This is a genomic window from Terriglobales bacterium, assembly GCA_035567895.1.
Taxonomy (GTDB): domain Bacteria; phylum Acidobacteriota; class Terriglobia; order Terriglobales; family Acidobacteriaceae; genus Gp1-AA112.
Genome location: DATMPC010000111.1, coordinates 1 through 21975 on the forward strand (window position 1 = coordinate 1; position 21975 = coordinate 21975).

Here is a 21975-nt window from a genome sequence, read left to right on the forward strand (position 1 = left end):
TTACGACCAAGAGCTCGGGCGAAAGGAGCCAACGTATGTTGATTATAGGTTGTGATTTTCATCCGAGTGGGCAACAGGTCTTTGGCATGGACAATGAGACCGGTGAAGTGTTTGCCGAGCAATGGCTGGACCACAGTGGGAAGGCGGTAGCGGAGTTTTATTCGTCGCTTCCGGCCGGAGCCGAGGTGGGAGTAGAGAGCACGGGCAATCTGTTGTGGTTCGAGCGGGTATTGGCCAAGTACGGACATCGGCTGCGGATCGGGGATGCGCTGCAGATCCAGAAGCAGGAGACGCGCAAGCAGAAGCACGATCGGCGGGCGGCGGAGCTGATCGCGCGGCGGCTGTACGAGAAGCGTTTTCCCGAGCTGCGCTGGGTGTATTGCACACTTCACAGATAGCCGACTAGCGGAAGCTGAAAACTGTCATCCTGAGCCCAGTCGTTGGGCGAAGGATCTCCCGCGATGCATGCTCCTGGAATGCACCATCCTGGCTCTTTGGCGAAAATCTTGGGCCGAAGAGCCGGGACGCGACGGTTTCACTTGAAGTATTCCGGGAGATCCTTCGCGCAAAACCGCGCTCAGGATGACAGGACTTAAGACAAATCACGAATCGATCGGATGCCGCCTTTAATTCACCCACCCACCACGCTCATCGTCGCGCTTGTCGTCGGGCGGCTTGTAGTTGCCGTACTCGTCGAAGTAGACGTTTCGGTCGTGCTTGCGCATGTACACCTGAAACTTCTTCGCTGCGCGACGACGTTTCCAACGGTAATAGGCATTGCGCAGTCCGTAGATGCGCTCGCTAAGCCCCACAGAGACTCCTCGCCTTAGAAACATCGTGTACCACAGATATCCGGCACCCAGCCCCAGTAAGACAACGCAGAACTGTAGGGCAAAGTGGTAGAGCAACAGATAAGCCGTCTCAATTGCGGCGATGCCGACTACAACCCACTTGATCGGGATCTGGAGAGGAATCGGAAACAGCATGATCGGCGCGCCGCGATTCATCAGATAAAAGACCATGAGGATCGCGTTCGCTGCAGCGCCCGAGCCTGCAGCAGGGCCCTGCGCGATGACGCCGGTCAACGACAGGCCGACGCCGACGGCGCCCGAAAGAATCAAGCTGCCGAAAAACAGTCCATAGAACCGCTGTGATCCAATTTGTCCCTCCACTGCGCTGCCGATGAAATAAATTCCAACCAGGGACAAGAGGAACTGGATGGGATCGGCATACATGAACGGATATGTGACTAGCTGCCACAGCCATCCATGCAACGCCTTGTCCGGCTGTAATGTGCCGATTGCGAACGCCGCCTGGCCGAGTGAAGGCGCGAACGCGACCATTAACAGCAGCGCGATGTAAACAGCGGTGCTAAAGAGAATGATCTGCCGAACTGCCCCGCGGAACGGCGGCAGTCCCATTTCAAATGATTGGTAACGAGGAGACATACGTTCACATCCCGGACGAAGAGGCTGCGGCTCTGCCGGGTACGTCGATTCTACCGCTCGGACGCGGCACAACGGGCAAGCTGGCGTGTCCTTTCGCATCGAGCGCGCGTATGGCGAAAATCACGTTGTCTTTCGAGATCGGCAGTGTGATCGACATCCCTCCGGCCGGAGCATTCATTGCGTGCTGCCAGTAAGGCTGATCGGCATCGCGCCACAGAATTTGATACTGCGTCGCCAGTCCCCCAGGAGAGGCCTCCCAGGTGAGAGTCGTGTCGTTCGTGAGTCCACGCGTATCGATGCGGACATTGGCTGGGGGAGCCGGCGCCAGGGCCAGCGATGCCAACGTGGCCGCGTTCATGCGAGCGACATTGCCTACGTAGGCGAAATCGACGAATTTCAGCATGTCGCCATATTCGATGCCATTCTCCGTGCGGACGTTTTGATGCTGATGATTAAAGTCCTCGCGATACTCAGTGAAGCGCACTCCGGCGAATCCTTCTTCATTGAATGCCGTGTGATCTCCACCGCGCAGGAAGCGGTCACGACGAAAGATCAGCGTGGGCTGAAATTTGGGAAGATACTCCTTTGCCGTGCTGCGGATGTAGCGAGCCAGTTCGCGCGACGGGGAATCGTTCTCCCCGCCGAGGTTGCGCATGCGCGTCACATCCTCCGGCTTCTCCGAGGCAGGTATGCCCTCCGAAAAAACGCGGACTGTGTCCTTACGCTGCAGTGTGTCAGCCGGCGTAGTGTTGCCGCCAACGATGTCGTTGTTGAGAACGCCTTGAATATCCCACCCTTCCTGGCGTGCCATTTGCGCGAAGTGCTTCGCGCCGTCGAGTCCTTGCTCCTCACCAGCCACGCTCAGAAAAATCAGTGTTGCGGGAAATTTGTATTTGCTAAGCACGCGGGCGCATTCCAGGCTTACAGCCGTTCCGCTGGCGTCGTCGTTAGCACCGGGAGCGGCGTCTTTCGTGTTCAGAGTGTCGGAGTTGCGGGAGTCGTAGTGCCCGGTGACGAGGTAGATGCGTTTCGCGCTCTCCGGATCGGAGCCTTGCAGTGCCGCATAGACATTCGTCAGAGGTGTAGGAGTGGGTATCCGCGCAGCCACCGGTTGGGTGAAAGAGTCGGTCTTCACCTGCAGACATCCCCCACACGCCTGCGCGTAGCGCTCGAACTCCTCTTGGATCCATTTGGCCGCGGCGGTCACGCCCAATCCTTGAGAGATCATTTCCTGATCGTTCGATGAGAGGGTGTTCCGGTTGTTGAATGTCACGAGCTTCTCGATGGTGGCTTGGACGCGCTCCGGGGAGATCTGCTTGAGAGCCTCGGCGATCTGCGGATCGGGATGAGAAGCATTCAGGTCTATTTCAGTTACCTTGACTGAAGCTGGCCTGGGCGGTTGAGGAGTCTGTTGAGCAACACTGAATGTGAGAGGGGACAGCAAAAACGCGAACCGCAAGGTTCGCAGTATGGAATTGGCCACCTGAATGTTCCTTTTCGTATCTGGCAGAGACTTGACGGCGAAAACTGTTAGATTCTAAAACTACGGAAGTGGCTATCACCACCCGGCACTCATTAAATCTTGTAATGTAGAAGCCCGCGACTAACGGAGGCAATGCAATGGTCCTGTGTCCCGAATGCGAGACCGATCTGGACATTGAAGAAGATGATGTGGAAGAAGGCGACGTAGTCTCCTGCGCTGAATGCGGCAGCGACTTCGAAGTCATTACCGCGAATCCGCTGGAACTCAAGAAAGTGGACGAAGAAGACGACGAAGAAGAAGAAGGGGACGAAGAGGAGGAGGAAGACGAAGAGTGATTAGGGATCGTCGCCACGCGGCAGCGTCCCTCGCTGTTGCCTTCATGCTCGCCACATCATGCCTGGCCATCGCGGGCGACCCACAAAAACGCGAACTCGAGCCTTATGCCTTGCTCTTCGGCACTCTGTACGGTCCCGACCAGCGTCCCGCATACGGCGTGAAAATCAAAATCCGCCGCGCCGATCAGAAGAAAGCAAAATGGGAACTCTACTCGAACCACCAGGGCGAATTCGCGCAGCGCGTGCCAGCGGGCAAAGCCGATTACATCATCACCGCCGACGTGAAAGGCAATCCCAAGCCTGAATTAACTGTGCATGTCGATAACGACGAGCGCAAGGATTTCGTTTTGCATATGAAAGGCAGCGAAAAACACAGCAATTAGCGATCAGCGATTAGCTAAAACCGAAGACAAACTAGAGGTCTAGGTCGGGTTTAGCTAATTGCTAATCGCTAATTGCTTACCGCTGCTCTTCTACCTCTTTGCAGTACCGCGCACCATCTTCTTCATCTTGCGTTTCGCGGAGCCGCGCGGAACTGTGCGCTTGGCCTTGGGAGTTGCTTTTTTGCGGGCTGTCCGCTTTGCCTTCTTACGATCTTCCTCACTGAGAGACTTTGTATTTGCCATTGAGTTCCTATCTGAATGATGTGTTCGTAAAAGTTGCCACTAGGATTGTAATGGCTTCAAGCAAGAATCACGTAAGCCCCTCACTCATGCGAGACCTACGACTCTCGAATGAACATTCGCACTATGATGGCCGCGACAATCATGACCAAACCAATCCACACTAGCACTCGGCCTGCCTGAAATGTGGCTGCACTCTGAGCGGCTCGGCCCAGAACGAAACCGATTAGGGCAATGCCCAGCCCGCCCCACCGCAGCAGATTTCTAAGCGCTTGCTTGCTCACACTCTCTCGAGTTGCGCGAACTTTTCGACCAACTTCTTGAGTCCGAACTGCGGGAATTGTACCGTAAGCTTGGCCTCGTCTCCGTCACCCTCGCGCTTGTAGACTGTGCCTTCTCCATACTTCGGATGACGAACGCGCTGGCCGGGACGAAATCCGCGTTTGCCCGTCGGCTCAGCGACTTCGACTTTCGGGCGCGAGAACTTCTTGCCACGTGAAGCAAAGAATTCGGCGATGTTGTCGATCGACTGATACGGCGAACTTCTGTCCCCGTTGCGCTTGGTCGAATAGGCTCTCTCCGATGCGAGCGAGCGTCCTATGCGTGCTCGGGCCGCGGCGCTCTGATCTTCGTCCTCATAGCTGTAATGGCGGCCTTCGTCGACTTCGCTAAAGGCCGCGGCGCTGAATGCTGCTTCTCGCGCGCTGCTGCGACGCGAGCCACCGATCTCCTCCATCAACTGAGGCGGAATTTCTTCGAGAAACCGCGAGGGCACGCTGGCCTCGGGCAGATCACTGCCGTAGCGGCGGCGATACCGCGCACGACTCACTACTAACGTATCCATCGCGCGCGTCATTCCGACATAACAGAGACGGCGTTCCTCCTCCATCTCTTCAGGATTAAGGAACGTGCGCGAATGAGGGAAAAGGCCTTCTTCCATTCCGACGAGGAATACGAGCGGGAACTCAAGGCCCTTGGCCGAGTGCAGTGTCATCAGCGTAATGCGCGAGCCTTCTTCATATTGATCCGTGTCGCTCACCAGTGCGGCATGATCGAGGAACTCGCCCAGAGTTTCACCGCGATCGGCCGAATCGCGCGCGGCATTTACGAGTTCCTGAAGGTTTTCAATTCGGGAAAACGACTCAGGCGAGGCTTCTTCTTCGAGGGCCTTCACATAGCCGGTGCGATCAATAAGGAACTTAATGACCTCTGGCAATGTTGCCGCGCTGCCCGGCGCACGGAAGCCCTCGACGGCCGTCTCGTCCGCCCATGCGGATGGCTCGCCCTGACCTTCAGGTAAAGATCCGTCTGAGGCGGACTGCGTCTCTACGATTCTGCGTGGGGCCTCAACAGGTTCTGGCTGTTCCCACGATCCAAACAACTCATGTTGATTGTTGGAACCAAAATCAAAGCTGATGCTTTCATCTTCGTTTGCCGCTTCGTCACCCATGACATCTTCGCCCACAGGTGAGGGCGCCGGTACCACAGGGTTCAGCTTGTTGCTCACTGCTAATTGCTTATCGCTCTGCGAAGCAGCGTCTGCGGCGAGGCGCTCCACAAAACTCCCGCCCAGCATCGCCCGCGCATCCTCGATGATCTGCTTGAAATCGGCGAGCGCCTGAACGGCGCGCCCGGGGAGCAGCTTCTCCTGAATCGTCTGCTCCATGGCGCTCCACATGCTCACTCCGGTTTCGAGTGAGAGTCTTTCCAGCGTCTCTAGTGTCGTCTTGCCGATACCACGCGGTGGCGTGTTGACCACACGCAGTAACGCAATCGAGTCGTCGGGGTTCTGCAGGAGCTTCAGGTACGAGATCATGTCCTTGATCTCGGCGCGCTCGTAGAAGGAAAAGCCGCCTACGACGTTATACGTCAGCCCATAACGACGCAGAGCCTCTTCGAACAACCGCGACTGTGAGTTGGTGCGATAGAGAATTGCGGCACGGCGAGGCTCATCGGTCTCGCTCGGTTCTTTCAAGAAGCGTGACATGTAATCAGCAGCGAAGAGCGCTTCATTCTCGCCATCGGGTGCTTCGTAGTAGTAAATCGGAGTCCCGCCGGTGCGATCGGTCCACAGCGTCTTGCCCTTGCGCTGCTTGTTGTTGCTCACCACCGCCGATGCGCCTTCGAGGATGTTCTGCGTCGAGCGGTAGTTCTGCTCGAGGCGAATGATTTTCACTTCGGGAAAGTCGCGCTCGAACTCGAGAATGTTGCGAATGTCGGCGCCACGCCAGGAATAGATCGACTGATCTTCATCCCCGACTACACAGATGTTGTGGTGTTCCCCCGCAAGCAGCTTCATCAGCTCATATTGCGGGCGGTTCGTGTCCTGATATTCGTCGATGAGGATGTATTCGTAGCGCTGGTTATAGCGGCGGCGCACCTCGCCCGAACTCTTCAGCAGACGCACGGCCTCGAGCAGGAGATCGTCGAAGTCCAAGGCATTGGCCTTGCGCAGCTCCTGGCGATAGATCTCGTAAACATGCGCGACGCGTTCGGTATTCGGATCGGCAGAGTTGAGATACACCTCCTGTGGATCGAGCATGTGATTCTTCGCCCAAGAGATGCGCCCAAGAACACTGCGCGGGGTGAGCTGCTTGTCGTCAATGCCGAGGCGACGAATAGCCGCTTTCACCAGCGACTGCTGATCCGCTTCGTCGTAGATGGCAAAAGATTTAGTCAGTCCCTGATCGCCAATGCGCAGCGCTTCGATGTCGCGCCGCAGCAAGCGTACGCAAAAGGAATGGAAGGTCGAGATTCGCGGCTGGGCGACGGAGAAGTGCCCGACGAGCCGGCTCACGCGTTCGCCCATCTCGGCCGCGGCCTTGTTGGTGAACGTGACCGCTAAGATCGAGTCGGGCGCTACGCCGTGGTCCTCGATCAGATGTGCGATCCGATGCGTAATGACGCGAGTCTTGCCCGATCCCGCTCCGGCCAGGATCAGCACCGGCCCGTTCACAGTCTCGGCGGCCTCCCGCTGTTGCGGATTGAGGGTACTGAGGTCCAAGTTCTCAGTTTAAAAGAAGACGCTAAGAATTGCCCTCTGCTCGGCCGCTCTGAGGGAAAGCGTTTCGAGTTTCAAGTTTCGAGGTTCGGCAAGACCCCGTTGTGTGCGTTCAGGCGAACCTAATCGATGAAGCCAGAGCCGCCGGCAGTTCAAACCTGCCCACAACACATCCATATTCAATAAGTACTAATTGCAACTAACAAGATATTGGACGTATTAATGGCGTAGAGCATAGATTTTTGTGTATGGAAACCTCAGCCCATTCACCGGTTCTGAACATGTTGATCTCAGACGCAATGACCGGGCACATGCCTGCGATCCATTTACGACCGTTCAAGCCCGGCGACGAAGCTGCATTCCGCAGTCTCAACGAAGCCTGGATCGCGAAGTATTTTGTGATCGAGCCGGCAGATCGCGTTGTCTTGGAGAACCCCGTGGCCAATATTCTTCGGCCAGGCGGACATATTTTCATGGCGCTCGCCGAGAACCGGCCGGTGGGCTGCTGTGCGTTGCTCCCCATGGGACCTGGAGAGTTCGAACTCGCCAAGATGGCTGTGTTGGAACAAGAGCGTGGTCGCGGCATTGGGCGGAAGGTACTCGAGTATGCGATCACGCAAGCAAAGAAGCTGGGTGCAGAGCGGCTATACCTCGAAACAAATCGCAAGCTCGCGAATGCGATTCATCTTTACGAATCAGTTGGCTTTCAGCACGTCTCTCCAGAGCAGGTAATCCCTTCGCCATACGCGCGCGCCAACGTGTTCATGGAGATGCAGATTTGACGTATTTCGGCGTGAGTGACGCCAACGAATGCCCTTGAGTCCCCCCAGTGGGCGGGACTGTACCTGCACCTGCCTCTCTTTACGGCTCGTCTCCGCCACCCTCGTCTTCAGGCTGCGCAGGTGCGATTTTTTTCAGATCGATGGCAGGCAAACCGCCGCTCTTCAACTGTTGATTAAGCGAAGTGACTCCAGCCTTGACTTCGTTCCAACGCGAGATCGCTGCAGTGAGTGCCTTCTCGAGATGATCGGCGGCAGCGACTGCTTGCGTTGTGGGAGCGGCATCGGCAAGACTTACAACCTCGTAGATGTGGGCCAGCGAGCCATTCAAGCGCGCCAAACTCTGGGCTTCTGGACCGCTTCGGTTCGCGCCGAATCCACTTCCGCTACCTTCGAGCGCTCCAGCCTGTTGATCGAGTTTGCTGATCGCGTCGGCCAGCCCGCCCTTCGCACGAGGCTTCAAGGTGCTCAACTGAGCGCGAAGACTGCGCAGCTCCTGCAGGTTGCTGTAATCCTCATGCAGCGCGTTGATCATTCTTTGCTCAAGGGCGTACTGCTCCTGAAGATCAGCATCAGACGCTTTCACCCGCGGATCGCCTTTTACGACGAGCGGCTGCATGAACTCGTGTCCGTTAACCGTCAAGCGCAAGACGTACTCGCCAGGTGGAGCAAGGATTCCCTGTGGGGCTAGCGGGGTGTCTTGATAGATGGCCGAAATGGGATAGTCGCGGCTGAGCACATCGGGCGGCGTGAAATGCAAGTCCCACACGAAGCGGTGCATACCTGCCTGCTTCGACAGCTCTTGCGGCGGCCGCACCCAGTATGTCGGTACATGCAGTTCTTTCGCGCTTGGCGCGGGCCGATCGTTGTTCGGAAAAGCACGGAGCACTTGGAAGGCGCCGTCAAGAACTTCAAGTTTCAAATCGTTCGCGCCAGACTTGAGGAAGTAATCGATGATCGCGCCATCAGGCGGGTTCTTGCCCGCGGGCTCTTCCGGCGGAAGTGGGGTGTCAGTCCAGGCGTCGCGCCGGTAGCGATATGTGTCGGCCGGTTTGAAGAGAAAGTCGGCGGAGAGTGTCTGAGGCCGCATCTGACGCAGCGCGGTGATGTCATCCAAGATCCAGAAAGAACGCCCATGGGTACCAACAACGATGTCGTCATCGTGCACGACGAGATCACGCACAGAAGTTGCGGGCAGGTTCTGCTGTAGCGATTGCCAGTGGTCGCCATCATCGAGTGAGACCCACACTGACGTCTCTGTTCCCGCAAAGAGCAAGCCTTTACGTCGATGATCTTCGCGGACGACGTTCACGGCCGCATTGTCAGGCAAGCCGTTGACGATCTTCTGCCAAGTCTTCCCCCCATCGTGCGTGCGGTAAATGTGCGGATGCAGATCGTCGAGGCGGAATCGGTTGACTGCGACATAGACGGTCTGCATATCGAAGTGGCTGGCATCAAGTTGCGCGACCTTGCTCCAGGGCGTGAGTTCCGGCGGAGTCACGTTTTCCCAGTTCTTACCGCCATCGCGTGTGACGTGGATGAGCCCATCGTCCGTGCCGGCCCAGATCAGATTTGCGTCCAGCGGTGAGGGAGCGATGCTGTAAATCACCCCGCGATGCTTGCCCTTCTGCGGATCGGAATCGGCGAAGACTCCAAGGTTGGCCGGAGTTCCCGGATCGGGACGCGTCAAGTCTTGAGAGATCTGTTCCCAGCTCTTGCCGCCGTTTATCGTCTTGAACATAACACTTAGGCCAAGCAGCAGTAGATGCGGATCCTTCTTCGAAAAGATCAGGGGCAGCGTGCGATTCGTGCGGAATTCGCCAAGGAGAAATGGCGTCACATCTTCAACTTGGCCGGTATCTCGGTGAAACCTCGAGACCTTGAAGCGCGGCCCAGCGTAAATGATGTTCGGATCAAGCGGATCGGGAGCCACATACGAATATTCATCGGCGCCGACGGGATGCCAATCGTGAGATGTGATCTGTCCGTCATTGCCTCGGCTGATCACTCCTGCCGAACCGCTCTCCTGCTGTCCGCCATAGACCCAATAGGGATGCTGATCATCGGTGATCACGTGATACAGCTGCGCGGTGGGCTGGTTGTACCAGGAACTCCAGGTGCGTCCGCCGTTGACAGTGATTGTTGCGCCCTGATCTACACCGAGAAGGATGATGTCGGGGTTCTTGGGATTGATCCAGATGGTGTGATAATCGTCTCCGCCGGGCGCGCCTTTCCACGCGACAAAGTTTTGACCGCCGTCGGTTGATTTGTAGCTTGAGGTGTTCGCGATATAGATGGTGTTGTCATCTTTTGGAGAGACGCGTACCCACGCGAAGTCGGAGCCGCGTCCCCACACGCGCTCTTCGTTGTTAACCCGTTTCCAGCTCGTGCCGGCATCGTCTGAGCGGTAAACGCCGCCTTTGGTTGGCGAGTCCACCATGGCATACATGCGCTTAGGATTGCCTGGAGCAATGCCGATGCCGATTCGTCCGAGTTTGTCATGTTCCCAATCTGGGAGCCCGCCAGTGAGCTGCTGCCAGTGGTCGCCGCCGTCGGTTGACTTGTACAGACCGCTTCCTGCCGCATTGTAGGAATCGCCAACACTCCACGGTGGACGGCGCGAAGCCCACATGTCGGCATAAATTGTCTGCGGATTCGTTGGATCGAAAGCTAAATCGATCGCGCCTGTGTTCTCGTCCTTATACAGGATCTTTTGAAAAGTCTGTCCTCCATCGGTTGATCGAAAGACTCCGCGCTCGTCATTGGGGCCGTAGGGATGCCCGAGGACGGCTACATAAAGGCGATTGGGATCGCGTGGGTCCACGAGGATTGATCCGATCTGCTGCCCATCGCGTAGACCAAGATGAGTCCAGCTCTTTCCGCCGTCGGTGGATTTGTAGATGCCATCGCCAGTAGAGAGGTCGGGACGTCGCAGTCCTTCACCACTGCCCACATAAATGATGTTCGGATCGGATGGCGCCAGAGCGAGTGCGCCGACGGAGCCGGTAGGCTGGCCGTCGAAGATAGGACTCCACGTGCGACCGAAGTCGTCGGTCTTCCAAACGCCTCCGTTGTTCGGAGCCATGAAGAAGACGTTGGGCTGGTCGGGGATTCCGGCTATGGCGACGGTGCGTCCGGCGCGGAAAGGCCCAATACACCGCCAGCGTAGTTCGTTGTAGGGAACAGAGGAATCTTGCTGTGCGAACATTGCGATGCTGCAGACACCAACCAGCAATGTGCACATGCGGCGGAGAAGCGACATTATGTTGTCCTCATTACGAAGTTACAGAGGATAAATGGTTGAGAGCACAAGCGGAAGTGCTGGCCTCGTGCGAATCGATGGCTTACTACGCCCGGCCTGGAAGGCGAAGAGCGTGCGTCTTTCACGAAGAACGACTACCATTTCCGAACTCATGAAAAGAACAGTTCTCGTATCTCTAGTAGCGTTCGCCTCCATGTCTTCCTCTCAATCTGTCTCAACGCAGTCGTCATCTTCAGCACCCGCGACTCTCTCCGCGCAGGCGAAGCCCGAAGATCTGAACTCCATCGATGCGGTTCTGGCCGCGACCTATGATGTAATCTCCGGTCCGGCGGGCAAGAAGCGTGACTGGGACCGCTTCCGTTCTCTTTTTTATCCAGGTGCTCGTCTGATCCCAACTGGCAAACCGCCGAATGAGTCGGAAATAAAGGCACGAGTTTTGTCTCCGGAGGATTACGTCGAGCGCTCTGCTCCGCGTCTCGAGAAAGAAGGCTTCTTCGAGCGCGGTGTTTCGAACAAGATTGAGCATTACGGAAACATCGCTCATGTCTTCAGCACCTACGAATCGCGGCACAAAGCCGAAGACGGGCAACCATTCCAGCGCGGCATCAACAGCTTTCAGTTGGTAAATGATGGTAAGCGCTGGTGGGTAATGACCATCCTCTGGCAAGGCGAAACGCCGGATAACAAAATACCGGACGAGTACCTGAAAGGAAGATAGCGAGCAATAAAGCCTTCGCCGCACAACTGATTCCGTGGTTCCGGCCGCCCACGGCCGGAGGGCTGCTTGGGATTCGTGATTGCGTGAGCTGCCATTTTCAAGTCAGGAAATCGCGAACTCAAAAATCAAAGGGCACGGCCGCCGGCGGCCGGAACCACGAAACCACATCTAACTGTCCTACCCGAGATCCTGAGGTAGAATCGCGCATCCATGCCCTACTGTCCTCATTGTGGGAGCGGTGTATTCGAATCAGCGCGGTTCTGCCCGGCGTGCGGGGCTCCGAGCGCTTCCACGTCCGAGGTTCAGGTCACGTTGGATCGCAGTCCCTCTTCGCCTGTTCCGCCATCTCCGCCGTCATCGTCTTCGAGCCGCAGTTCAGCTTCCCTGCGTGCTGAGAGCGGCCGCATCCTTCCCGGCACCCTGCTCGCGGACCGTTATCGCATCGTGGCTCTCATCGGTCGCGGAGGTATGGGCGAAGTCTATCGCGCGGAAGATCTCAAGCTCGATCAGGATGTCGCGCTGAAGTTCCTGCCGGAAAAGCTGGTGCAGGATGGAGTTGCGCTGGCACGCTTCCACCGCGAAGTTCGCATTGCACGTGAGATCTCGCATCCCAACGTGTGTCGCGTCTTCGATATAGGTGAAGCGAACGGCGTGCCCTTCATCAGCATGGAGTATGTCGACGGAGAAGATCTCTCAACACTTCTTCGCCGTATCGGCCGTCTGCCGCAAGACAAAGCCATCGACATCTCGCGCCAGTTATGTGCGGGCCTGGCAATTGCCCATGATCACGGCGTGTTGCATCGCGACCTGAAACCAGCAAATGTGATGCTCGACGATCGCGGCAAGGTCCGCATCATGGACTTCGGCCTTGCCGGTGTTGCCACTGACATTCAAGGGCAGGAAATCAGCTCAGGAACCCCAGCGTACATGGCGCCTGAGCAGCTCACGGGAAAAGAAGTCACGATTCTGAGCGATATCTATTCGCTTGGCCTCGTGCTCTACGAGGTGTTCACCGGCAAGCGAGCGTTTGAAGCCAGCAATCTGAACGACCTGCTGCGGTTGCGGGAGCACAGCTCCGTCACTAATCCAAGTCATGTGGTGCATGATCTCGATCCGCTAGTCGAGCGAGTCATTCTGCGTTGCCTGGAAGCGGATTCGGTGAAGCGCCCTAAAACGGCACTCCAGGTCGCCGCCGCGCTTCCTGGAGGCGATCCACTGGCAGCGGCACTCGCAGCCGGGGAGACTCCATCTCCGCAAATGGTAGCTGCAGCCGGCGGAGAGAATGCATTGGCGCCCCGAGTTGCGTGGTCCTTCTTAGCGCTCGCGTTAATCGGTTTCATCGCAGTGCTTTGGGTCGCTCGCTATTCCACCGACCTTGCCTTGTATCCAGTAGAGAAGAGTCCCGAAGTGCTCGAAGATCACGCACGCGAGATTGCGGTGAAGGCAGGGTACACACAGGCGCGCGACCATGCTTTCGGATTCAAGCGCAACTATGCCTATTTGCTCTACCGAAATGCGCGAAAAATGTCATCGCCGCATGGTGAGCCGATTTCCGGATCGAACCCCGGAGCGCTAGCCTTCAACTATCGGCAAAGCCCAGAAGTCTTGATTCCTCACAATGCCGGTTCTCAGGTGCAACTTGACGATCCTCCGTACGAGACCTCGGGAATGGTGCTCGTCTCTCTGGATTCGCTCGGTAGATTGCGCTTCTTTCGTGCTGTACCTTCACAGGACGAGTCTTTATCTTCAGCGCTCGAGCCGAACTGGCAGGAAATGTTCCAGCAGGCCGGGCTCGATCTGAATCGGTTCGCGAGCGCGCCGGCAAAATGGCTTCCTGACGAACCTTTCGATAGGCAGCGAGATTGGGAAGGGACTTATGAAGGTGATAACACGCCCATCCACGTTAGTGCTGCGTCGTACCACGGCAAGCCAGTCCATTTTCAGGTGATCACACCCTGGACGAAGGCGGCCGATTGGACGCCGCAACGCAGCACAAGTCGGACTGGCACCATCGCTGTGCTGACCGTTGCCACCGGCGGCGTTTTCCTGATTTTGGCTGCTGTGATTTTTGCGCGAAAGAATGTACGCCTGGGGCGAGGAGATCGTAAGGGGGCCTTTCGGCTGGCAGCCTTCTACTTCCTGGCAAGTTGCACCGCGCGAATTCTGCTCGCCCACCATGTTGCAGATACCAACGCAGAACTGAGTCTATTAGTTGTTCCCGGAGCGTTGGCCCTGCTGGTCGCAGTAATGATTTGGGGGTATTACATTGCGCTGGAGCCGTATGTTCGCCGGCGCTGGCCGGAGTATCTGATCTCCTGGACGCGCTTGCTGGGCGGCAATTATCGCGATGCCATGGTTGGACGCGATCTGCTCGCCGGATGTTTGATCGGATGCTGTCTCGCCCTCGTCGAGCACGTGATCAATGCTTTACCCGCCTGGTTTAACCTCGCCGGACAAACGCCGATCAATGGCGACGGTGCCATTTTAGGAACGACGGCAAAGTTTCTTGGAATGCTTCTGTTTGCCGGGATCGGTGGAATCTTCTTTAGCCTCACCATCCTGTTCTTGTTTTTCCTTGTACGAGCTGTAACACGAAACTACTGGGGATCAATTCTGGTAATCGGCCTCCTTCTCACTCTTATCAATCTAGGCCGCGAGAACGTGATCGCGGAGACGCTCGGGGCAGTGCTGCTCGCCGTCCTGGGATTGCTGGCGCTTCTTCGCTTTGGATTACTCGCCTTGATTGCAGCGGTTAGCGTGCAAAACATGCTTCAAGTATTTCCCGTCGCGCTCGACCCTTCGCGCTGGTACTTCGCGCGCGGGTTTGTGCCGGCAATGATTGTGTTAGCGCTGACGATCTACGGCTTCCGGACCTCCTTGGGCGGACGTCCCGTATTCCGCGTCCTGACCGACGATCAATAGCTGCGAGCCGCTTTCATAGTAGCGTTGAACCCTACGGCTGAACCTACGGTTCCCTAGACCGTCCGATGAACTCACTTACCCGTGCTCTTTCCTGGAGTTCCAAAGCTGCATCTAATCAGAGCAGCAGTGAACGATTCAGAGAAGCCTCTGCCGTTGCCCGGGGAGGTATGAGAATTTGTGTGTCTACAACTGAACTCGTACAGGAAGAGAAGTTGTTGCGGAAGCCGCTGTCGCCAAAGCGGCTGACGATTCGCACACTCCTGCGCCCACATACTGGCGCACTTCTTTTGGGTTTGCTGGCTGTTGTCGGAGAGTCAGCCGCGAATCTGCTCGAACCATGGCCGCTGAAAATCGTGTTGGATAACGTTCTGCACAGCAAGGCCTCCAATGGCTGGCTGAACGGATTTATTCATCAAGTCGCAGGTTACGATCCGCTCGCAATCTTGAAATTCGCGTGTGTCGCGGTCGTCTGTGTCGCGATTCTCGATGCAATCTCGTCCTATGCGGAGAAGTACCTAACTACCAGCGTGGGACAATGGGTAACCCACGATCTGCGACACGCTCTCTATTCCCACCTGCAGCGCCTGTCGCTCGCTTATCACGATCAGAAGCGCACTGGCGACTTGATCAGCACCGTTACGAGTGACATCGACTCAATACAAAGCTTCATTACCTCCGGGCTGCTGGGCGTATTCATCAACATGATCACGCTTGTCGGCATGGTCGTGGTGATGTTCTACCTCAACTGGCGATTCACCCTGATCGCGCTCTCAATAGCCCCGGTGCTGTTCGCGATTGTTTACACATACACACGCCGCATCAAGAAAGCCTCGCGCGAGGTACGCAAGAAGGAAAGTGAGATCGTATCGGTCATCGAAGAGGTGTTGGGATCGATCCGCGTGGTAAAGGCTTTCGCACGCGAAGACTACGAGTCAAAGCGGCTCGAAGAAGAGAGTCTCGAGGGTGTCGAAGTCGCGCTGCGGGCGCGCGGCTTAAAAGCCAAGCTCGCGCCGATTGTGCAGATCATCGTCGCTGTCGGTACGTTTCTTGTTCTGTGGTTCGGCGGGCGCATGGTTCTCGCCGGAGCCATCACCGCAGGCTCGCTAGTTGTTTTCATTCAGTACCTCAGCAAGATGTACAAGCCGATGCAGGAGCTCTCGAAGATGACAGACTCATACTCGAAAGCTCTCGTGGGCTACGAACGGATCCAGGAAATCCTCGAAACCGAGCGCGAGGTGAAAGACCTGCCCAAAGCGAAAACCGCGCCGCGATTCAAGGGCAAGATCGAATTCGATCAAGTAAACTTCTCCTATTCACCGGAGTCGCCGATCCTGGAGGACTTGAGCCTGACGATCGAGCCCGGACAGGTCGCCGCCTTCGTTGGGCCCACCGGCGCAGGCAAGACGACCATCATCAGCCTCATCCCACGCTTCTACGATCCAACATCGGGAATCATTAAGATCGATGGTGTCGACGTGCGCCGCTTCAAGCAGCGATCTTTGCGGCAACAGATCAGCTTCGTTCTCCAGGAAACCGTTCTCTTCCACGGGCCGGTGTGGCAGAACATCGCCTATGGAAAACCGGAGGCGACACGCAGCGAGATCATTCGCGCCGCCGAACTCGCGAACGCCGCGGAGTTCATCGACCGCATGCCCGAGGGCTATAACACGATTGTCGGCGAGCGTGGCATGACACTCTCCGGCGGACAGCGCCAGCGCATAGCCATAGCGCGCGCCATCATTCGCAACACACCCATACTCATTCTCGACGAACCTACTTCAGACCTCGATGCCGGTTCGGAGAAGCTGGTGTACGAGGCGCTCGATCGGCTTATGGCGGGAAAGACGGTCATCACTATTGCACATCGCCTATCTACCATCCGCTCGGCGGATGTAATTTTCGTGATCAAGGACGGAAGGCGGGCAGAGCAGGGTACCCACGATGAACTAGTGCGAGATGGAGGCGTCTATGCCGAGTTGGAACGTTTGCAGATGGGACAAGAACAACCAGCGGAAAAGCTCGCCAGCTGAGGGATAGGTCGCCGAATGATTCCAACAATGAAAAAGGCGGGCTTTTCGGCCCGCCTTATCATTATCTTTTGTAACAGGTTTTCAGGCTGCAGGCTGCCGGTTCCCGACGCGTGAAACAGAATCGTGCCGCACCCCAAAATGTTCGTAGGAATGAACGCCGTCGCGAATCGCGAGCAGGCTGGCATTCGACCGGTTCAATACCATCGCCAGATACTTTTCGGCAACGGCTCGATCGTCGGGACGAACCATCTTCCACCAGCGCTGGATTGACTCCTGCACTTCGGCTTCGTTTTTTTCGCCTTCGACCAAGGCGTCAATGAGCTTGTAGATCTTCGACTTGACTGCCCTGTACGAGATGGAAATCTCCTGGTTCATGCTCCTCCCTTTGCCGCGAGAGGAGCAACTAAATGGCCAGCCGCATCTTTAACAAAACATTACGTTTTGTATGCTAAAAATTCCGGATTCTTGGAGAGATCGAGAATCGCCCTATGGAAATCGGTAGAGGGCCTGTTCATACCGGTATCGTCCTACAATACTGATTCCGATAGTCGATTAACTTCCCGGATAATAGCTGCCATGTCTTTGAGCAAGGTTCAAGCAAGCCGTAAGGCGCTGGTCAGTGCGGTGTTGGCACTTATTTCGTTTGGTTTTGGAATTCTGGTGGAAACCCTGGAACGCCAGCAGAGCATTACGGGCTGGACACTCTGGATCGACAACATCGCGGCTGCCTTCTTGCTTGGGTTGGTCGTGTTCTTCTACGAACGTCGGCGCGAGAGGGAACTTGTCAAAAAGCTCCAGGTCATCGAGCTGATGAATCATCACGTGCGCAACGCGCTGCAGCCCATCATGTACGTTCCTTACTCCCAGGATCAGCAGCAACAGCTAACTGCCATTCAGGATGCTGTCCGCCGTATCGATTGGGCGTTGCGCGAGATTCTTCCGGGAGATCGAGAGGCAGCAGCTCAGCCTCAGCGCGAGAGCGCTGCCTGAGGACTCGAGTCGCGTCGAATCCGAACACGACGAAACAAATCCTTCCCGATCGTGTTACGCGCTCTTAGGGGTAGTGCGTCTCAAAATTCAATCCGTGCGAGGAAAGCTCATGAGATTCAGATTTCTCGTTCCAGCCGTAGTCGTCGCCGCAACGTGCTCACAACTTTCTGCCGCCGAACCGAGAGCGGAACAGGAATCTGCAAAGTACCGTGCAGCCCGTGTGTTCGTGACCGACAGCCAGTCATGGGAGGTCGGTGCTGCAGCCGGAGGTTCCGCAGATGGCTTCGGCGCCACCGGGAATGGCGGTGCCCGTCCGCAGACGGCAGAAGTTATCAAAACTTTCGGAGAGCGCTGCAATCAGGTAGTGATGAACAACAAGAAAGAAGCTGCAGACTACGTCGTGGTTCTCGATCACGAGGGCGGCAAATCCTTCGTTTTACGCAAGAACAAAGTCGCGGTGTTCGACCGCCGTTCGGGAGACGTGGTTGTCAGCCGCTCCACTCGTTCGCTGGGCAATTCCGTGCAGGACGCATGCGAAGCAATCAACAAGCATTGGCAGGAACACGGAGCCGAAATGCGCTCTGCTGATCTGCGCTTGGAAAGCGCCCCCGCCAATGGTCGTGCCAAATTGAACATTGCTTCGAATCCAGACGGAGCCGAGATCGAAGTTGATGGTGCTTTCATGGGCAACGCACCCGCGGTGCTCGAACTCGAGCCCGGCGATCACACAGTCACGTTGAGGAAGGCAGGTTATCGCCTGTGGCAGCGAAAAATGCGAGTCAGCGGCGGCCAGGCAAGACTCAACGGAGCTCTTGAACCTGTCGATCTGGCGGCTTCTGCGGCGCAGTAAAATAACTGCGTGAATGCCGCTAGCGCCATGGTGCAGGGAGCCGAATTGCGAACGCGACGCCCGGCTCCTGCTTTAGCTCAGCTTCTCGGATGCTATTGGTGGGTCGACATCGTACAAGGGACGCGCCTGCGTACTTTTCCTGATGCCTGCACCACCATATCAATCGTAGTCCGACCGGACGCAGCTCCGGAATCCTACTTCATAGGCCCGCGGCTCGTACCGCGTGAGAGTAGTCCTGCGATCGGGCATTCCGTGTTTGGTGTACGCCTCAGACCTGGCGCGGCATTTCTTTTCACGAGCACTCCTGTCTGCCGTTTCGTCGGGGAGCGAAAGCTCCTCGCGGAGGTCGCTCCCGCGGATGCTGCACGATTTGAAGAACGTGTTGCCGGAGCGTCCACCGTCGACCAGCATTTCGATGCTCTTGAGGAACTCATGCTTTTCCGTCTTGCCGGGTGCTCTGTTCATCCCTGCGTGCGGAAGGCAATTGACATCGTGGAACAAAGCGGTGGGCAGGTACGAATCGCCGAACTCGCGCGCTGCTGTGAAGTGAGCACTCGGCGCCTCGGACATCTGCTGAACACGTGGGTAGGCCTTTCGCCGAAGACGTTAGCGCGTGTCACTCGCTTCCAAAAGTTTCTGGAACAGATGGAGCACGAACCGAATGAATCTGCTGCGGCCCGTGCCGTCGATCTCGGCTACTTCGACCAGGCGCATCTCACTAAAGAGGTCGCCCAATTCTTTGGCGCGACTCCGGGGCGAATGTCTCCGCACCAAGTAGCCGATCTTTCAAAAACCCGCTGTGGGTAACCTACTTGAGCGCATAGGACGATACTGATCCGCTAGCGTCAGTGGTATGACATCTTGCCCGTCTGACCCAAATCCGCAATTACAGATTGATATAGAACGTAGCACCCGACTGTCCTTTCTTACCGCTCGATACGGGGTGCCGCAGCGCTGAAAAGCTGAATTGCTTCGCTTCCCGAAATGGAGATGGGTCCAGACGATACTCATCTCCTTTGCGGCTGAGCGTGATTGCTGGTTTCTCGAATTTCACTGTTCGCGACGATCCGCAACACAGATACAGTGAGAGAACGTCACAGAATTGGAGTGCGTCCACCAGCCGCTCCAACGCAGTGTCGTCTCGATTTAGGCTTTTCTTCAGCTTCTGCTGCCGTTCCTTTTCCCGCTTACGAAACGCTTCGACTTTAGCCGCGCTTTTCTCATCGGCCCAGAGCGACAGTCGCTCGAAGTGGCGGCTCACAAGATATCCCCCGATCGGAGCGAACTTGGCGGCGGTCTCGATGGATCCGGTCCAAGCCTGGAGAAAGCTGTCAGTGGATGCGTCGAGAAAACTCGAAGGCTTTTGTTTCGACTGGCTGCGCAAACGCTGAATCTGCTCGGCGTCATCCATGCTCCAGCCCGCATCGTGCAGGGCGATGCATCGCGCCACGGTCTGATCGATTGCACCAAATAAGTTCTCGCGTAGCGCGGCCGCCAGGTCACCAGCAAGCGCCGCATGCGAAGGCTGCGTGACCAGCCAATACTCTGCAGCAGTTTGCTTCAGACGCTCTTCAATCGCGGTCCACGCGAGCACTGGAGCGACCGAGTGTGCTTCTTCCGTAATGGGAAAGATGATCATAGGGAACTATCGAGGGACCTGAGCACTGTCATCCTGAGCCCGCTTTCAGGCGAAGGATCTGCCGGAATGTAATGGATTTCTTTGGTGTTGCGCGGCATTTTGGCAAAGGGACTCAGGCGTTGTCGTGCAAAGAGCCACGCTGCCGCAATTGCATCCGAAATATCGCAGGAGGTCCTTCGCCCAAAAAAGAGGGCTCAGAATGACAGACGTTGAATGCGGCAGACGGACTTGTCCACCTTCCTCGATGGCCCGATCACGCCATTCGTTGATAATAGATTGTTGAGACCCTGCCACCAACTACTCCTAGCCATTTCAGTTTGCCTCGTCACACTCTGTATTACGGCATGCAATTCGTCATCCTCGGCATCTCGTCGCCCTTTGAGTATTGAGGAGCAGCACGGACGTGAAGTCTACGAGACGAGTTGCGCCATCTGCCACAACGCCTACAAGAAAGAGCCCTTGCAAGGTCCTGCGCTCATTGGCATGTTCCGAAAGCAGGCCCTCCCAAGCGGAATGCCTGCAACCGACGAGCACGTCCGCGACACTATTCTGACAGGACGCCGCAACATGCCGCCGTTCAACGTGGTTCTCGACGAGAGGCAGCTCAACGACTTGATGGCCTTCCTGCATACGCTTTAAGGCTTCCGCGAGAACGGCAAAAGGCAAAACCAAATACTCACGCAGATGCACGCAGATTTACGGATTCACGCAGATTTTTTCTGGAGATGTGGACGCGAGTTGCTTGGAATTTCCACACACCAACCGTGCGAGGTTCACATCGAAAGATTGAGTTGGAAACTTCAAACCTCAACACCTCGCTATCTGCGTTCATCCCTAAATCTGCGTTTATCCGCGTGAGTAGTTGGGGTTGCGGTTGCAGTTACCCCAAACGCCTCCGAAGGAAGCCCCGGGTACAATAGAAACAGCTAATGTCTGCCACGTCTCAGCTGATCCAGATCGACTTGGCGCCGCGCGTTCCAAAACCCAAGCCTCAGTGGCTGAAGGCACGGGCGCCGATGGGCGATAACTATCACGAGCTCAAGAAGCTCGCGCGCAAGCTCGACCTGCATACTGTTTGCGAATCAGCACAGTGCCCTAACATCGGCGAATGCTGGAACCATCGCACGGCGACGTTTATGCTTCTGGGAAACCTTTGCACGCGACGCTGCGGATTCTGCGCTGTTCCAAAAGGAAAGCCTTCGGCGATTGATTTCGACGAGCCGCGACGAGTCGCTGAAGCTGTTGCCGCCTTGGGATTGAAGCACGCGGTCATTACCAGCGTGAATCGTGATGATGACAACATCGGGGCGGCCCAGGTCTTCGCCGACACGATTCGTGAAGTCAGACAGCAGGCCCCGGAGTGCCAAGTGGAAGTCCTAATTCCGGATTTTCAAGGTCGCGAAGACGCTCTGAAGATCGTCCTGGGAGCTCGTCCTGAGGTTCTCAATCACAATACCGAGACTGTGCCGCGCCTTTATCGCGCAGTGCGCTCGGGCGCGCGTTATCAGCGTACGCTGAAGTTGCTGGAGAACGTGAAGAAATTCGCTCCTGGCATGGTGTCGAAGACAGGAGTGATGGTCGGCATCGGTGAGAGCACGGACGAGTTACTCGAAGTCTTCCGCGACCTCGCGGCGGTGAAGGTGGATATCCTCACCATCGGCCAATATCTGAGGCCGTCGCGCGATCACCTGCCGATGACTCGCTACTACCATCCCGACGAATTCCGCTTCATGAAAGAAGAAGCCCTGAAGATGGGCTTCCGCCACGTAGAATCCGGCCCACTGGTACGCTCCAGCTATCACGCGCACGAACAGGCGGAGTCGACTGGTCTAGTCGCTCTGAGTTCATTGACTCAGTAACATCGGCAACAGACAGTGGTCAGAAGAGCGCACCAC

The 21975-nt window shown here is 56.5% G+C and carries 19 protein-coding genes; 12 read left to right on the plus strand and 7 right to left on the minus strand.

Annotated elements, in window-relative coordinates:
• The coding region (locus tag VNX88_24140) for a hypothetical protein (GenBank protein ID HWY71779.1) at positions 1-398 on the plus strand (398 nt) is incomplete at its 5' end.
• 228 nt (positions 399-626) lie between these two features.
• Here VNX88_24140 and VNX88_24145 read toward each other — a convergent pair.
• Complete coding sequence (locus VNX88_24145; GenBank protein HWY71780.1) at positions 627-1448, minus strand: rhomboid family intramembrane serine protease; 822 nt, start codon at positions 1446-1448, stop codon at positions 627-629.
• Between the two features lie 4 nt (positions 1449-1452).
• Complete coding sequence (locus VNX88_24150; protein ID HWY71781.1) at positions 1453-2931, minus strand: M28 family peptidase; 1479 nt, start codon at positions 2929-2931, stop codon at positions 1453-1455.
• Positions 2932-3068: 137 nt separating this feature from the next.
• On the opposite strand from VNX88_24150, the gene VNX88_24155 reads away from it, so the two are divergent.
• Both VNX88_24155 and VNX88_24160 read left to right on the plus strand, forming a co-directional pair.
• On the plus strand, positions 3069-3266 hold the full coding sequence (locus VNX88_24155) for a hypothetical protein (protein ID HWY71782.1): 198 nt from the start codon (positions 3069-3071) through the stop codon (positions 3264-3266).
• Complete coding sequence (locus VNX88_24160; protein HWY71783.1) at positions 3263-3649, plus strand: hypothetical protein; 387 nt, start codon at positions 3263-3265, stop codon at positions 3647-3649. Before VNX88_24155 ends, VNX88_24160 begins: the two co-directional genes overlap by 4 nt.
• A 90-nt stretch (positions 3650-3739) precedes the next feature.
• Here VNX88_24160 and VNX88_24165 read toward each other — a convergent pair whose 3' ends face one another.
• Together VNX88_24165 and VNX88_24170 are read right to left on the minus strand one after the other, a co-directional pair.
• Positions 3740-3892, minus strand: coding sequence for a hypothetical protein (locus tag VNX88_24165; GenBank protein ID HWY71784.1), 153 nt, complete (start codon positions 3890-3892; stop codon positions 3740-3742).
• Between the two features lie 277 nt (positions 3893-4169).
• Positions 4170-6893, minus strand: coding sequence for a UvrD-helicase domain-containing protein (locus VNX88_24170; protein ID HWY71785.1), 2724 nt, complete (start codon positions 6891-6893; stop codon positions 4170-4172).
• Between the two features lie 245 nt (positions 6894-7138).
• On the opposite strand from VNX88_24170, the gene VNX88_24175 reads away from it, so the two are divergent.
• Positions 7139-7672: a GNAT family N-acetyltransferase gene (locus tag VNX88_24175; protein ID HWY71786.1), complete on the plus strand. Its 534-nt coding sequence runs from the start codon at positions 7139-7141 to the stop codon at positions 7670-7672.
• Positions 7673-7751: 79 nt separating this feature from the next.
• On the opposite strand, the gene VNX88_24180 is transcribed toward VNX88_24175, so the two are convergent.
• Positions 7752-10931, minus strand: a complete 3180-nt coding sequence (locus VNX88_24180) for a hypothetical protein (protein HWY71787.1) — start codon at positions 10929-10931, stop codon at positions 7752-7754.
• Positions 10932-11124: 193 nt separating this feature from the next.
• Between VNX88_24180 and VNX88_24185 the strand changes: the two genes are divergently transcribed.
• The 3 genes from VNX88_24185 (at position 11125) to VNX88_24195 (ending at position 16601) form a co-directional block, all read left to right on the plus strand.
• Positions 11125-11649 carry a hypothetical protein gene (locus VNX88_24185; GenBank protein ID HWY71788.1) on the plus strand — a complete coding sequence of 175 codons (525 nt, stop codon included), beginning with the start codon at positions 11125-11127 and terminating at the stop codon, positions 11647-11649.
• 312 nt (positions 11650-11961) lie between these two features.
• Complete coding sequence (locus VNX88_24190; GenBank protein ID HWY71789.1) at positions 11962-14571, plus strand: serine/threonine-protein kinase; 2610 nt, start codon at positions 11962-11964, stop codon at positions 14569-14571.
• Between the two features lie 179 nt (positions 14572-14750).
• Positions 14751-16601 carry an ABC transporter ATP-binding protein gene (locus VNX88_24195; GenBank protein HWY71790.1) on the plus strand — a complete coding sequence of 617 codons (1851 nt, stop codon included), beginning with the start codon at positions 14751-14753 and terminating at the stop codon, positions 16599-16601.
• 81 nt (positions 16602-16682) lie between these two features.
• Here the strand turns inward: VNX88_24195 and VNX88_24200 are convergent, their stop codons facing one another.
• Complete coding sequence (locus VNX88_24200; GenBank protein ID HWY71791.1) at positions 16683-16976, minus strand: hypothetical protein; 294 nt, start codon at positions 16974-16976, stop codon at positions 16683-16685.
• Between the two features lie 201 nt (positions 16977-17177).
• Here VNX88_24200 and VNX88_24205 point away from each other — a divergent pair, with 201 nt between their 5' ends.
• The 3 genes from VNX88_24205 to VNX88_24215 all read left to right on the plus strand — a co-directional run bounded on the left by VNX88_24205 (position 17178) and on the right by VNX88_24215 (position 19248).
• Positions 17178-17591 carry a hypothetical protein gene (locus VNX88_24205; GenBank protein ID HWY71792.1) on the plus strand — a complete coding sequence of 138 codons (414 nt, stop codon included), beginning with the start codon at positions 17178-17180 and terminating at the stop codon, positions 17589-17591.
• A 109-nt stretch (positions 17592-17700) separates the two neighbouring features.
• The gene (locus VNX88_24210) at positions 17701-18441 is read left to right on the plus strand and encodes a PEGA domain-containing protein (protein HWY71793.1); all 741 of its coding nucleotides are present in this window, start codon (positions 17701-17703) and stop codon (positions 18439-18441) included.
• Between the two features lie 9 nt (positions 18442-18450).
• Positions 18451-19248, plus strand: coding sequence for a helix-turn-helix domain-containing protein (locus VNX88_24215; GenBank protein HWY71794.1), 798 nt, complete (start codon positions 18451-18453; stop codon positions 19246-19248).
• 79 nt (positions 19249-19327) lie between these two features.
• Here the strand turns inward: VNX88_24215 and VNX88_24220 are convergent, their stop codons facing one another.
• Positions 19328-20080: a DUF3891 family protein gene (locus VNX88_24220; GenBank protein ID HWY71795.1), complete on the minus strand. Its 753-nt coding sequence runs from the start codon at positions 20078-20080 to the stop codon at positions 19328-19330.
• Positions 20081-20458: 378 nt separating this feature from the next.
• On the opposite strand from VNX88_24220, the gene VNX88_24225 reads away from it, so the two are divergent.
• Positions 20459-20719, plus strand: a complete 261-nt coding sequence (locus VNX88_24225) for a cytochrome c (protein HWY71796.1) — start codon at positions 20459-20461, stop codon at positions 20717-20719.
• A 290-nt stretch (positions 20720-21009) separates the two neighbouring features.
• Complete coding sequence (gene lipA / locus VNX88_24230; protein HWY71797.1) at positions 21010-21939, plus strand: lipoyl synthase; 930 nt, start codon at positions 21010-21012, stop codon at positions 21937-21939.
• The last annotated feature ends 36 nt before the right edge of the window (positions 21940-21975 follow it).

Excerpts from the sequence above, each read along its gene's own strand:
- VNX88_24175 (HWY71786.1), top strand. The coding sequence starts at position 7,139 with ATGGAAACCTCAGCCCATTCACCGGTTCTGAACATGTTGATCTCAGAC.
- VNX88_24185 (HWY71788.1), top strand. The coding sequence starts at position 11,125 with ATGTCTTCCTCTCAATCTGTCTCAACGCAGTCGTCATCTTCAGCACCC.
- VNX88_24210 (HWY71793.1), top strand. The coding sequence starts at position 17,701 with ATGAGATTCAGATTTCTCGTTCCAGCCGTAGTCGTCGCCGCAACGTGC.
- VNX88_24205 (HWY71792.1), top strand. The coding sequence starts at position 17,178 with ATGTCTTTGAGCAAGGTTCAAGCAAGCCGTAAGGCGCTGGTCAGTGCG.
- lipA (HWY71797.1), top strand. The coding sequence starts at position 21,010 with ATGTCTGCCACGTCTCAGCTGATCCAGATCGACTTGGCGCCGCGCGTT.
- VNX88_24145 (HWY71780.1), bottom strand. The coding sequence starts at position 1,448 with ATGTCTCCTCGTTACCAATCATTTGAAATGGGACTGCCGCCGTTCCGC.
- VNX88_24165 (HWY71784.1), bottom strand. The coding sequence starts at position 3,892 with ATGGCAAATACAAAGTCTCTCAGTGAGGAAGATCGTAAGAAGGCAAAG.
- VNX88_24220 (HWY71795.1), bottom strand. The coding sequence starts at position 20,080 with ATGATCATCTTTCCCATTACGGAAGAAGCACACTCGGTCGCTCCAGTG.
- VNX88_24180 (HWY71787.1), bottom strand. The coding sequence starts at position 10,931 with ATGTCGCTTCTCCGCCGCATGTGCACATTGCTGGTTGGTGTCTGCAGC.
- VNX88_24155 (HWY71782.1), top strand. The coding sequence starts at position 3,069 with ATGGTCCTGTGTCCCGAATGCGAGACCGATCTGGACATTGAAGAAGAT.
- VNX88_24200 (HWY71791.1), bottom strand. The coding sequence starts at position 16,976 with ATGAACCAGGAGATTTCCATCTCGTACAGGGCAGTCAAGTCGAAGATC.